Here is a 13017-nt window from a genome sequence, read left to right as displayed (position 1 = left end):
GGGAAAAGATTGGGCGGTTACCATGCCAGCCACATCCCGGCACACGAATCTGCTGCTACCGTTGCTCCCTTCCGGGCCTGGCGGGGTTTACAGCGTATCGTTGCGAGAGGACCGACACAGTAACCATAATTTTTTAGCTGTTCGCTAAAGAACGGGCATTATCCTTAAAATTAGCTTGTTTGGCAAGTCCGTTATTGCAAATCTATCGATTTAATCGCCGTGCTAATGGCATGCGCAAAAGAAGCACCAAATTTACCGGCCAATCGATCGATCAATCGTTCATTCTGAGTAAAGTTTACTGTCTCATCTGTACCGATAATATCCCGCGCAACGGAGTCGACACTACCAAAGCCATCTGCCAAACCAAGATTAACCCCTTGCTCACCCGTCCAGACCAGACCAGAAAACATTTCCGGGGTTTCTTTTAAACGATCGCCCCGCCCTAGCTTGACTGCTGTAATAAATTGTTGATGAACCTGATCCAGCAAGGTTTGCATATGTTTGCTTTCTTGCTGATTTTCCGGCGAGAAAGGGTCCAGCATCGCTTTATGTGCGCCGGCAGTTAGCAAACGCCGCTCTACGCCCAGTTTTTCCATGACATTGGTAAATCCAAAACCATTCATAATTACACCAATGGAGCCGATAACACTGGCCTGACTGACATAAATTTTGTCGCTGGCAGAAGCAATATAATAGCCGCCGGACGCACACATATCACCAACCACAGAATAGATCGGCATATCCGGATGTTTAACTTTTTGCCGGCGTATTTCTTCAAACACATAAGCCGATTGCACTGCACTACCACCCGGCGAATTGATATTTAAAATAACACCTTTGGTATTTTTATCTTTTAGGGCATCTCGCAAGCCTTCTATGATGCTATCAGCATTGGCTGGCTCACCTTCGGCTATCATGCCCAGCACATCGATGACTGCTGTGTGCTGTGATTGAACGCCGATTTCCGCCTCGAAATTCGGATAGATCACCATCGTAAGTACAATCGCTAAATAAGCAAATGTGATAGATTTAAAAAACACCCCCCAACGCCTGGCTTTTTTCTGCTCATCAATAGCAGCAAAAGCCAGCTTTTCCAGCACAGCTCTTTCCCAGCCGGCTGTTTGTTCTTCAGTATTCGGTTTTTGATGTTCCATATTTAAAAATTCAAGTCGCTTAAAGAGGTTTTATTCGCTCTTCGAATCAGGAAGAGCATTAACTAATTGATATCATTACAAAGTATGCACTTAACTGCATTCAAGAGCATTTAAATAATGCCTAGTAACTCAGTCGGATAAGATAGACAACGTAAAGGCTGATATTGTTTCAATGTCATTTCTGAATGCGTACCGCAAGTTACAGCAACCGAGGCAACTTGGGCATTTAGCGCCATTTGCAAATCATGCACTGAATCCCCCACCATTAAGGTGCGCTGTTTACTGACACCCAACTCAGCAACGATTTCATCGATCATCAAAGGATTGGGCTTTGATGCTGTTTGATCGGAACAACGCGTTGTACAAAACAAACCAGTCAAACCGGTGGCTTCGATTGCCCGCGTTAAACCGGTAGATTTTTTACCTGTCGCTACAGCCAATCGAAAACCAGCCTGCTTAAATTGCTGCAGCATGTCATACACACCAGGAAACAAGTCGTCTTGACTGATTTGTCTCAAGTAAAATTGCTGGCCGTAATGCTCAGCAATTTTAAGACGAGTATCGGTATCGACAAGCGGAAACAACGCTGCAATCGCATTTTCGAGACTCAATCCAATCACATTCTTAGCCGCCTGCTGCTCCGGCGCCGGACAACCATGCTGTACCGCCGCGTGTTGGATACATTGCACTATCCAATCGATAGAGTCGACCAGCGTGCCATCCCAATCAAAAATAATTAAATCAAAGCGGTTTTTCATTATTCAATAAAGCTTGTAAATCATCCGGCAGTGGTGCCATGAAATGTAGATTCTTGCCTGTTACCGGGTGCGCAAATTGCAATTGCTCTGCATGCAAAAATAGTCGCTTATAGCCACGTTTTTTGAAAGCTTTGTTAACATCATCGTTACCGTAGCGGTCATCACTCACGATAGGATGACCCAACCAGGCTGCGTGCACTCTAATTTGATGGGTACGACCGGTTTTAGGTGCGGCATGCACCAGGGTTGCCGCCTCGAATTTGCTAATCCGGGTGAATAAAGTCTCTGCCGATTTTCCGGCCTGACTGACTGTCACCATACGCTCACCGCCCTGATTAACGTTTTTCAGTAACGGCACATCAACTATCTGCTTTTTCCGCTCAAACTGCCCAGCCAGTAAAGCCAAATAAGTCTTCTGTATGCCATCACCACGAAATAATTCGTGCAATACTTTTAAAACCGAGCGTTTCTTCGCAATCAGCAAACAACCGGAAGTGTCTTTGTCTAATCTATGCACCAATTCCAGAAATTTTTGTTGCGGCCGGATTTGCCTGAGCGCCTCGATCACCCCGGAGTTAATACCTGTGCCTCCGTGTACAGCAAAGCCGGCAGGTTTATTCAGAACGATAAACCCATCGTCTTCAAATAGAATCTGGTTCTCCAGACTATATTTCAATGTTGGCTGCACAATAATTTCATCGTTCCTTTCAGCCACCCTAACTGGCGGAATTCGGACGATATCACCCAAAACCAGTTTATAACTGACAACGGCACGGCCTTTATTGACTCTCACCTCGCCCTTCCTGACCATTCGATAAATGCGAGTTTTTGGGACACCTTTTAAAAAACTAATAAGAAAATTATCCAGGCGCTGCTCGGCATTGGCCTCGCTGATTTCCAGATATTGTACTTGTGGCTTGATGGTTTCGGATGCGACATTCATGCTGCAAATAATAACAATTTATCAACCAGCCATGTTTAAAATTGCTGGCATAGCTAAACATTGCTATATTAAGACAGTTTATCTGTGGATAAACTTAATAAAAAATACTCATTGGCTGTGACTGACTACTGTCATTTCCAATATTAAAGAATTTTCGGGTTTTATCGCTCAACCCATGATGAGCGGCTGCATCCAGTTGAAAGAGCACAAAAAACAGTTCGCCACATTCCAAGCGCCGCCCTCGGCAAGTCCGATATTCCGCTGTCCCTAACAGAACGCATTGTCGTTTTTAGCCAGCCCGGCCGCACATTGACAAAAATGTCAAAGCGGGATTACCCCCTTTGTCCGCGACAAAAATCTGTTTAACACTCTTCGGTAGGATACAAATCACAACAAGGATAATTGAATGAAAAGAATGCTTATCAACGCCACACAGCCTGAAGAGCTGCGAGTGGCATTGGTAGATGGTCAAAAACTATATGATTTTGACATCGAAGTTCCTTCAAAAGAACAAAAAAAATCCAATATTTACAAAGGCATCATCACCCGGGTAGAACCCAGTCTGGAAGCTGCTTTCGTTAATTATGGCTCCGAAAAACACGGCTTTCTACCCTTTAAGGAAATTGCGCCGGAATACCGTTCAGGTGATGGCAGCGACAACAAATCAACCAAAGCTAATATCCGCGAAGGCCAAGAAATTGTTGTCCAAATTGAAAAAGAAGAACGCGGAAACAAAGGCGCAGCCTTAACAACTTATGTCAGTTTGGCTGGCACCTACTTGGTACTGATGCCGAACAACCCCAAAGCTGGCGGCATTTCCAGGCGCATTGAAGGCGACAATCGTAGCGAACTGCGCGAAACCATGGCTGCGCTGGAAATTCCTGAAAGCATGGGCTTGATCATTCGCACGGCCGGCTCAGACAAAAGCGCTGAAGAATTACAGTGGGATTTAAACTACCTGATGCAGTTATGGGAAGCCATTGATCGCTCCAGCCGCGAACAATCTGCACCGTTCCTGGTTTTTCAGGAAAGCAACGTCATCATCCGCGCCCTACGCGATCATTTACGGGGCGATATCGACGAAATTTTGATCGACCAGGAAGCTGCTTTTAAATTAGCGCATAACTTCCTGAAACAAGTTATGCCGCACAACCTGCAAAAAGCCAAGCTGTATGAGGATAGCGTGCCGCTCTTCAGTCGCTATCAGATTGAAACCCAGATAGAGATGGCTTACAAGCGCGAAGTGTCATTACCCTCCGGCGGCTCTATCGTCATCGATCATACCGAAGCCTTAACATCGATTGATATCAACTCGGCCCGCGCCACCAAAGGTAGTGACATTGAGGACACCGCGTTCAACACCAACCTGGAAGCATCCGATGAAATTGCCCGTCAATTACGTCTGCGCGACTTAGGTGGCTTGTTTGTCATCGACTTTATCGACATGATGTCGAATAAAAATCAGCGCGAAGTAGAAAATCGTTTACGCGACGCCTTAAAAATAGATCGCGCCCGTATTCAAACCGGCCGCATTTCGCGTTTCGGCTTGATGGAAATGTCAAGACAGCGCTTGCGCCCATCGCTCGGCGACTCTACCCAGCTTACCTGCCCTCGTTGCAAAGGTCAGGGCACTATACGTAATGTCGAATCGGTCACCCTGGCAGTTTTGCGTTTGATCGAAGAAGACGCAATGAAAAAAGGTACTGAACGCGTTATCGCGCATTTACCCATTGATTGCGCCACTTTTTTGCTCAACGAAAAACGCGCCACCCTGCAAGAACTGGAAGCCAGATTGCAAGTCAGCATTGTGGTATTACCCAGCAAGCATCTGGAAACACCAGCCTACGACATTGAGCGCATCAAATCTCTTGAAGGCATGGAAGATAAACCTAGCCATCTACAAATCAAAGAAGATGACATTACGGTACCCGAGTTTGCCAAGCAAGCTACAGCCAAAGCCGAAAGAGCAGCAGTCAAGGAGTTTTTACCGGATGCTCCTGCCCCGGTACAAAACAAAAAGACCTCTACCAGTCTCATTCAACGCTTCTGGCACCGTTTAGTCGGACAATCTAAAACTCAAGATACAGCAGAATCCACCACTAAAACCGGCGAAACTAAAACCAGATCTGCTCGTAATAATAATCGTCGAGATCGCCCCACAGGCGGCCGTAACCCACGTCGAAACAATAACAATAGACGTGGCGAAAACCCAACACAAACAACTGATATCAGCAGTATTGACGAAAACAAACAGGATACTGTCGACGCAACAACTACTGCCGACAACGCTCAAAACAATCCTGCATCAACCAGCGAACGTCCTGCGCGTCGTAATCGTAATCGCCGCCGCAGCCCGCGCAATACCGGGGATAAAAGACCGGAAAATAACAACGTAGAGGGCGAAAACCAAGAGCGTGCGACACCCTCTCCGACTAACGTAACCAATGACGATCAACCACGCAGTTACAACTCAGAGTTTGCAGAACGCAAGCAACGTGCTGAAGGCAGCGAGGCACAATCGACTAGAACAACAGAAAGCCCTGCAGCTAATCCAGCCCCAACGGCGTCTGAAGATTAAAACCTAATGCTACGGTTGTGGTCAGGCTATACTGGCTACAACCGTCATTCATCATAGTAAAACGCTGAATTTATCCAGCGTAATTTTTAAATTGCGACTAATTATTCAGGAAATCCAGCCAGAAATAGCTGCGAATTACAATTTCATTTGCGGAACAAGCCATGCATCATGAATTTTGGCATCAGCGCTGGCAGCAAAACCAGATCGGCTTTCACTCTCCGGAAACCAATCCCTACCTACAACGTTACTGGCCAAAACTGCCGCTCAGATCGGGTTGTCGGGTGTTTGTGCCCTTGTGCGGAAAAAGTAATGATATGTTGTGGTTGTTAGCAATGGGCTTTCAAGTAGTCGGCGTTGAATTAAGCCCACTTGCAGTCGAATCATTTTTTTCTGATAACGGCTTACAGCCAAGCGTGCGACGCCAAGGTGATTTTGTGGTTAGCGAGATCGACCGGCTACAAATCTTCTGCGGGGATTTCTTTGCCCTGCAACCGGATGACTTGGGCGAGATCCAAGCGGTTTACGATCGTGCATCTTTGGTGGCTCTGCCAACTGACATGCGCATCGATTACGCGCAAAAGCTGATTAGCATGCTGACAACAAATGTTCATATTTTGTTAATAGCCTTCGATTATCCACAGCATGAAATGCAAGGGCCACCATTTAGTGTGCAGAGTGAAGAAGTAGAAGGTTTGTATGGCAATTGGTGCGATATTGAGTTGCTGACGAGCGATAATATATTAGACAGCGAAGCACATTTTAAAGCGCGTGGGCTAAGTAGAATGGCGGAACAAATCTATCGACTGCAAGTACGATAATCCGGCGCTACAACGCCTTTCAGAACTCGCCTTTTAAACCAACATTATTCGACCGGCATAATGGCAAATTCAAAACTAAGCACCTGCTGATTTTCAAAGCCAACTAACAATAAACGGCCCGCGCGAAACGAATATTGGCTTACCGAAGCCAATTGTTTAAGCAGACTAGCTTGAGGCAATGCCATTGCATTATTACTACCAGCTTCGTCTGAAACAATATCGGAAATATTAATCCGGCCTGGCGTATGCTCAGTCAGTTTACCCAGATAGCGCCGCCCACTCACCTCAAACACTATCTGATTGCCCTCTACGCTCAGATAAGTACAGCTGGGATGCACTGCTTGCAAACGATCACCCGGCCGGTCCAGCAAATACCAGCGTGCGCCAGCCCATGACTGGATGGATAACTGACCTTGGTGCTGTTTTTCCATTAACGACAACTTGTCATTATCGAGCCGCCAAATTTGCCGGTTCAGTTCAGTACCACAACATAAGGGTTGATCGGGGCTCGCCTCCATCACATCCAGCATAATCTGCCTATCGCGTATCCATAATGCTCTGAGCTTGACTCTGTCGCCTAATAAAGCTGCAGGCCAGGCTTGTTTTGAATTGCCAGCCATTTGAGCGGCCACAAGATAAACCCGCTCACCACTACCGCCACTTGTTTCACTCAATAAACCAACAAACTCATCGCCGGCCTGTCCATCAAGATCACCAGTGGCAAATAGTTCTGGCCACAATTTTAATTCGGGGCGAGAGTGACTATCAGGCCAGGCTTGCCCCTGATATTGTCCATGATTTAAATACACCGCCTGATCAAATACACCCGATACGTTAATTGATGATAAGAACTGCCAACCGGCGACAGCATCAGTCTCGGATAGATCGGGTATCGGACACTCATCTGTATGCCCAGTTTGACTAAACAATATTAGGCTAATCAGCAATATCCTGATCCAATGCCGGAAATCAACCCTAGATGGGTGCACGATTATTTTCAGTTTGAAAACTGCCATAACTTCCAGCCTTGAATTGTCATTCGTTTGCCATTAAACAGCGATGCTGAGTATACCAAAGCAATTGATTTCACAGCAAAGTGTGACAAACGAACTGGCGATCAGGCTTATCTGAAAGCTTCAAAAAATCCAGCTAAATTTTGTCATGACTTTGCTATTTTTCGAGAAAAACCTTATCAAGCATTATTTTTAAAATCACGCGGAATAAATAGATAATTTTTTGAGACTCTAAAATTTGCTTGTAGAATTGTCCGCTGCCTTGGCATGATTTGCCAAACTAAAACTTGATTATGGCGAAAAACCTTGCTAAATAAATTAAAATCTTTTTTTTTGCTTGCCGGAGTGCTATCAACCCTGCCGACTTACGCTGAGCCGGCTAAAAATGATTCAAGTATTTGGATCAGCAATACCTACCAAACAGACTTTGGTGGTAGTCGCTATTTGGCCTTTTTGGAATTGGCGCCCCGTACCAAAAATGACAATTCTGATTTTAGCCAGATCATCGTTAGACCATTACTCGGGTATAAGTTAACCAAGCAACTGCAACTGTGGGCAGGCTATACATGGCAAGGAGAATATAACGACAAAACCGATTTTGAACAGGCAACCAATGACATCATGGAACAGTTGCAATGGATCGATGACTGGACCTCGCAATTGAATTTTCAATATCGTTTTCGTCTCGAGCAGCGATTCTTCGCAGATGAGGGGGATGTTGGTCATCGTATGCGGCATCGGGTCCGATTTATGTACTCGATACCGGAAACCAAAGCTTATCTGATAGCCATCGACGAATTGTTTGTTTATTTCAATTCAATTGATCAAGGCCCAAGATCCCATTCGGTACAAACCGGCATTAATCAAAATCGCAGTTATATTGGAGTTGGCTACAAACTGATGCCGCAGTTAAATGTTGATACTGGCTATCAATTCCAGTATGTAAATAATTACGGCGCAGCTGATTTATATAACCATATTTGGATGACGAATATCAATGTTAACTTTTAAGCCTATATTTTGATAAAGCTGAAATACCCCCAAGCATTGAAAAGCTAGAGAAAAACTAACGCTTATCAATGGCGGATGGTCAAACCAATTCATCTATCGCCATTGTTTACGCGCAAAATCAGCACACGTTTCAAGACCATAACGGACAAGTCTTAAACGACAACCGCAATCCAGCCATGACTAATGACCATTTCCAATATCCGGGCGGGCATTTCTATTTCCTCCCATCAGCCTTTTGCATGAAAAAACATCCTTGATTGTCACCAGCAATCTCAACGTTGCAGTGCGGATACACATGTTCTGCGATACCAGAATGACCATGGGGCTTCTCGACCGCATCACTCATCACTGTAACTCCTGGAAACAGGCAAAGATTCCTATCGATTTAAACCACGAAAAAAGGCGGTGGAAAACCAATAACCATACACTTTAACTGGAAACTATTCGACGCTCTTTACTGGAAACTTTTCAAGGCTGTGGATGGACTTTCTCCAACTTAAGTTGCTGTCCAACCATCGCACAACATATGCGCCTTATGGCTTTATTGTTAAGCGCCTAATTTGCTGAATTTCTAGCCATTAAACTCGATTGCCTGAGACGAGCTTTTAAATTAGCCAATTTTGGAATACTTTGGCGAATAAAAGGGCTGGTAACATATGAAGTCACAGATTTAGGTAAACTTTATTTGATCCAAGAATTGGGATGGTATTATCTTAACTGAAGTTTCCCAGTTTTTTTGTCAGTGCCGTATAAAGGGAAACGAATTAAAGTAGGGCTTGCTATACATATCGAAAACCCTGCAATAAATCGCTGACCAGCACCAACTGTGCAGGTTACGCTTAACAATAATTGGGAAACCTCAGTTACCTTAATTACTCCTTGAATAAAACCACTTTGGAAATCTCAAGATGCCAATAAAAAGATTCAAATTAAAAACACTCGAAGATGAGCTCAATCTGGTGTACGGAGTAATCAATAACATTGCAAATGCCGTTGTGGTGGTTGATTTTTCCCTTGAGGTAATCTTTCAAAATAAAGCGGCGACATTGCTGCATGGAATTGATCTTACCAAACCATTTCCCCAAGAATATGGCATACAGTACGGTATAATTTCCACTGATGGCATTAGCACCTGCCGGATTACTAATCTGCCATTGTTCAGCACAGTTAGCGAAGAGATCCCCAGCTCTATCGAGTTGCATATCAAACGTCCGGATGGAACAGGCACACCTGTCAGTGCTAGCGTCCGACCTTTGCTTGACCAGAATGCGAACTTACTGGGATGGTTAGTAGAATTTATCGATATTTCCCAGCAAAAACATTTACCGAACGAATTGCGTTTGTTAACGAGTCAACTTGAAGACTATCAGAGTCTTGCCAATATTGGCAGTTGGTCGTGGGATGCGATTAATGACAACGTGCATTGGTCAAACCAGCTCTACCGTATTTTCGGCCTGAATCAAAATACGCCGCCACCCAATTATGCAAATCACAGCAAAATTTATACCCCTGAGAGTTATTCACAGTTGAACGCAGCCGTCCAAACTGCGCTCAACACCGGGCAAGCTTACGAGCTGGATCTGGATGCCATTCACTCAAATGGCACTATCAAAAAAATCATAGCACGCGGGCAGGTCAAACGGGATCTCACCGGAAAAATCACTGGCATCTATGGCGTAGCGATAGATATCACTGAAAGAAAACGTGTTGACCAGCAGCTACAACGACAGCGAGACTTTCTAAATGCCGTCTTGGAGAATGCTGGCGCTCTTATAGTCGTACTTGATAAAGATGGCCGTATTTGTCGATTTAACCATGCGTGTGAAGAAGCAACGCAATATTCCTTCAAAGAAGTAGAAGGCCGCTTTGTATGGGATTTGTTTCTGGTACCTGAAGAACGGGAAACGGTTTATCTGAATGCTTTTAAGGCATTAATTAATAATCCGATATCATCCCGCGCCACCTACAGAAACTTTTGGACAGCCAAAAATGGTGTCCAACGTTTAATCGATTGGTCGAATACATTGTTATTTGATGAAAGCGGCAAAGTTGAGTTTGTTGTCAGCATCGGTGAGGATATTACGGAAACACATCATGCACAGGAGTTAGTGCATACCAGCGTCAGAAGGCTTAACGAAGCACAACGGATAGCACAGTTGGGCAGCTGGGAACTTGATCTAAAAAGCAAGAGGCTTTTTTGGTCAGATGAAATATTTCGTATCTTTGAGATCGACAAATCAGAATTCGATGCTTCTTATGAAGCCTTTCTCGAATACGTTCATCCGGATGATCAGGATTCGGTCCATCAGGCATACACAAAATCTTTGGAAAATCGTGGGCCTTACGAAATTACGCATCGATTGTTAATGCCAGATGGACGTATCAAATGGATAAATGAATGCTGCGAAACCATCTACGATGACCAGGGTAACGCATTAGTATCCAAAGGGACTGCTCACGATATAACGCAACGCAAATTAGCAGAAATACAATTGAGTCATTATAGCGAGCGCCTGCGACTTGCCTGCAAAGCAGCCGCTATCGGTATCTGCGAATGGGATATAAACACGGGCTTAGCTAAATGGGATGACCAAAACTACGAAATTTTCGGCCTCCCCAAACAGTCCTCCATCGATTATCAAACCTGGGCAAAATTGGTTTTCCGAGAGGATATACCCAAAACAACCTCTAAACTTCGCCAATTAATGGGTGCAACACATGAGATACACTGGGAATTCCGTATCCATCGTCAGAACGATGGGGTGTTACGTTACATTCAGGCGGCTGCGATTGCGGGTTACAACGACAATGGCGAATTAGATAAAATCGTCGGGATTAATATAGACATCACCCCATTCAAACAAATTGAAACAGCCCTGCGCGAAAAAAAGGCTCATCTAGCCCAAGCCCAAACCCAGGCACTCCTGGGAAGCTGGTCGATCGATATCGTCAACAATATTATTGAATGGTCGGACGAGTGCTATCGGATTTTTGAAATTCCTATCGATAAACCGCTAGCCTATCAAGACTTTTTAGCCCTCATTTATCCGGAAGACCAAGCCGCGGTAGATAAGGCATGGCAGGCTGCTAAACAAGGAGAACGATATGATATCCAACATCGTATTTTAGTAAATGGCAAAATTAAATGGTTAAGGGAATGTGCTGAACTTATATTATCCGATGATGGCCAGTTATTGCGTGGCTTAGGTACCGTTCAGGACATTACCGAACTCAAGGTGGTAGAACAGAACCTAGAATACTCTCGCTTGCAAATACGCCAACTTGCTGCCAGCTGCGAAAAAGCTAAAGAAGATGAACGTAAACGCATCGCTCTGGAAGTACATGATGAACTGGGCCAGATGCTCAGCGCTTTGCGCATGCAGATTTCGTTACTGCGGATTAAGTTTGCCGACAACAATAAGCAACTCCTGGAACAGATACATAGCATCATGGAATTATTGGACAAGACGATACAAGTTACCCGGGACGTGGCTACCGCATTACGTCCACCGGTACTCGAAATGGGCATCGCATCGGCATTGGAATGGTTAGTTTCGGATTTTTCCAAACAATCCGGCATAGAATGTGAACTGCACCTGCCAAAAACGCCTGTTAATTTGAATGAAGATAGCTCTATCGTGGTTTTTCGTATTACTCAGGAGTCTTTAACCAATGTATTACGGCACTCGGCCGCAAGCCGGGTGATAATTTCTATCGCAGCTAATCCTGATTATTATGTGCTGAAAATTCATGACAACGGCAAAGGCTTTGATCCATCTGTGCGTACAAAAACCAAATCCTTTGGCCTGATAGGCATACAGGAACGCGCCCTCATGTTAGGCGGAGATGCCACTATAGACAGTGCATCGGGTAACGGCACCTTGATTCAAGTGCGTATCCCAACCAATCCAATAATAGAGCCATAATGATCAGCATTATTCTTGCAGACGATCACGCCATTATGCGCGGAGGACTGAAACAACTATTTACCCTTACAGAAGATATTGTGGTTGCAGCCGAAGCCCAGACAGGTCAAGAATTGCTTGATCTGCTGCAGGAAATCGATATTAAGCTGGTTCTGCTGGATTTGACCATGCCCGGCGGCGGAATAGATTTAATCAGCCAATTGCGGACGCTCTATGTTGATTTGCCCGTTCTTGTTCTAAGCATGCATAACGAATTGCAGACGATCTCTCGCTCTTTAAAAGCGGGGGCATCCGGCTATCTCACCAAAGATAACGATCCTGAAACATTGCTGCTTGCCATTCGCAAAGTCGCTAATGGAGGGCGTTACATAGACCCGAAAACGGCGGAAAAATTAGTTTTCGAGAGTGATAATTCTCAGCAAAAGAGTCTGTACGAGAAGCTTTCCGTGCGCGAAATGCAAATATTGCAATTACTTGCCAGTGGCAAAAGCGTCAATGAAATCGGCCATGAACTAGCCATCAGCAACAAGACCGTCAGCACCCATAAAGCGCGCCTGTTTGAAAAGCTGGAACTCAACAATAATGCCGAATTGATCCGCTACTACGATGCACAAGACTTGAAACAGTAAGTATCATTCTTTCAGTGTAGGGATATTCCTACACGCTTGTCTGTAATATCTTACTTTCACTGTCGAATCGTCTGATTCTCAGCGCCACGATATTCACCTATGATGAAGACCCACAGCCTTGCCGTACCGGGTACTCACTTATGAAAAAATTAGCAAGTCCTAATCAACGCTGTAAGAATAAACGGCA

At 44.8% G+C, this 13017-nt stretch carries 11 protein-coding genes and 1 other RNA gene; 7 read left to right on the top strand and 5 right to left on the bottom strand.

Translation table 11 applies throughout. The features are described 5' to 3' along the window. Positions 1 to 20: 20 nt before the first annotated feature. The 4 genes from ffs to rluC form a co-directional block, all read right to left on the bottom strand. Positions 21 to 117: signal recognition particle sRNA small type (gene ffs / locus A1359_RS09920), an RNA gene on the bottom strand. A 74-nt stretch (positions 118 to 191) separates the two neighbouring features. Beyond that, positions 192 to 1154 carry a signal peptide peptidase SppA gene (gene sppA / locus A1359_RS09915; protein ID WP_066981772.1) on the bottom strand — a complete coding sequence of 321 codons (963 nt, stop codon included), beginning with the start codon at positions 1152 to 1154 and terminating at the stop codon, positions 192 to 194. Positions 1155 to 1264: 110 nt separating this feature from the next. Next, positions 1265 to 1912: an HAD family hydrolase gene (locus tag A1359_RS09910; protein WP_066981769.1), complete on the bottom strand. Its 648-nt coding sequence runs from the start codon at positions 1910 to 1912 to the stop codon at positions 1265 to 1267. Further along, complete coding sequence (rluC, locus tag A1359_RS09905; RefSeq protein ID WP_066981766.1) at positions 1896 to 2855, bottom strand: 23S rRNA pseudouridine(955/2504/2580) synthase RluC; 960 nt, start codon at positions 2853 to 2855, stop codon at positions 1896 to 1898. The genes A1359_RS09910 and rluC overlap by 17 nt, the downstream gene beginning before the upstream one ends. A 406-nt stretch (positions 2856 to 3261) precedes the next feature. Between rluC and A1359_RS09900 the strand changes: the two genes are divergently transcribed. Further along, positions 3262 to 5433: an Rne/Rng family ribonuclease gene (locus A1359_RS09900; protein WP_066981764.1), complete on the top strand. Its 2172-nt coding sequence runs from the start codon at positions 3262 to 3264 to the stop codon at positions 5431 to 5433. 161 nt (positions 5434 to 5594) lie between these two features. After that, a complete protein-coding gene (locus tag A1359_RS09895; RefSeq protein WP_066981761.1) occupies positions 5595 to 6251 on the top strand; it encodes a thiopurine S-methyltransferase in 657 nt (218 codons plus the stop codon). Between the two features lie 44 nt (positions 6252 to 6295). On the opposite strand, the gene A1359_RS09890 is transcribed toward A1359_RS09895, so the two are convergent. Next, positions 6296 to 7267 (bottom strand): META domain-containing protein, encoded by a 972-nt coding sequence (locus A1359_RS09890; RefSeq protein WP_066981758.1) that lies wholly within the window; start codon positions 7265 to 7267, stop codon positions 6296 to 6298. Positions 7268 to 7294: 27 nt separating this feature from the next. On the opposite strand from A1359_RS09890, the gene A1359_RS09885 reads away from it, so the two are divergent. The 5 genes from A1359_RS09885 to A1359_RS09870 all read left to right on the top strand — a co-directional run bounded on the left by A1359_RS09885 (position 7295) and on the right by A1359_RS09870 (position 12830). Further along, complete coding sequence (locus A1359_RS09885) at positions 7295 to 7483, top strand: hypothetical protein (protein ID WP_066981756.1); 189 nt, start codon at positions 7295 to 7297, stop codon at positions 7481 to 7483. 87 nt (positions 7484 to 7570) lie between these two features. Continuing rightward, positions 7571 to 8275, top strand: a complete 705-nt coding sequence (locus tag A1359_RS09880; protein ID WP_157200518.1) for a DUF2490 domain-containing protein — start codon at positions 7571 to 7573, stop codon at positions 8273 to 8275. A gap of 235 nt (positions 8276 to 8510) precedes the next feature. Continuing rightward, positions 8511 to 8708 carry an ATP-binding protein gene (locus tag A1359_RS21880; protein ID WP_332310079.1) on the top strand — a complete coding sequence of 66 codons (198 nt, stop codon included), beginning with the start codon at positions 8511 to 8513 and terminating at the stop codon, positions 8706 to 8708. Between the two features lie 475 nt (positions 8709 to 9183). After that, on the top strand, positions 9184 to 12201 hold the full coding sequence (locus A1359_RS09875) for a PAS domain-containing protein (RefSeq protein ID WP_066981754.1): 3018 nt from the start codon (positions 9184 to 9186) through the stop codon (positions 12199 to 12201). Next, on the top strand, positions 12201 to 12830 hold the full coding sequence (locus A1359_RS09870) for a response regulator (RefSeq protein WP_066981751.1): 630 nt from the start codon (positions 12201 to 12203) through the stop codon (positions 12828 to 12830). Before A1359_RS09875 ends, A1359_RS09870 begins: the two co-directional genes overlap by 1 nt. The last annotated feature ends 187 nt before the right edge of the window (positions 12831 to 13017 follow it).

The sequence above is a fragment of the Methylomonas lenta genome (assembly GCF_001644015.1).
GTDB lineage: Bacteria > Pseudomonadota > Gammaproteobacteria > Methylococcales > Methylomonadaceae > Methylomonas > Methylomonas lenta.
The sequence above is the reverse complement of the archived record's forward strand: the minus strand, read 5'-3'. Positions and strand labels throughout refer to the sequence as shown.

Bases quoted from the DNA above. Each gene is read 5' to 3' on its own strand.
- A1359_RS09890 (WP_066981758.1), bottom strand. From the start codon at position 7,267: ATGGCAGTTTTCAAACTGAAAATAATCGTGCACCCATCTAGGGTTGAT.
- A1359_RS09870 (WP_066981751.1), top strand. From the start codon at position 12,201: ATGATCAGCATTATTCTTGCAGACGATCACGCCATTATGCGCGGAGGA.
- A1359_RS09910 (WP_066981769.1), bottom strand. From the start codon at position 1,912: ATGAAAAACCGCTTTGATTTAATTATTTTTGATTGGGATGGCACGCTG.
- A1359_RS09895 (WP_066981761.1), top strand. From the start codon at position 5,595: ATGCATCATGAATTTTGGCATCAGCGCTGGCAGCAAAACCAGATCGGC.
- A1359_RS09875 (WP_066981754.1), top strand. From the start codon at position 9,184: ATGCCAATAAAAAGATTCAAATTAAAAACACTCGAAGATGAGCTCAAT.
- sppA (WP_066981772.1), bottom strand. From the start codon at position 1,154: ATGGAACATCAAAAACCGAATACTGAAGAACAAACAGCCGGCTGGGAA.
- rluC (WP_066981766.1), bottom strand. From the start codon at position 2,855: ATGAATGTCGCATCCGAAACCATCAAGCCACAAGTACAATATCTGGAA.
- A1359_RS09900 (WP_066981764.1), top strand. From the start codon at position 3,262: ATGAAAAGAATGCTTATCAACGCCACACAGCCTGAAGAGCTGCGAGTG.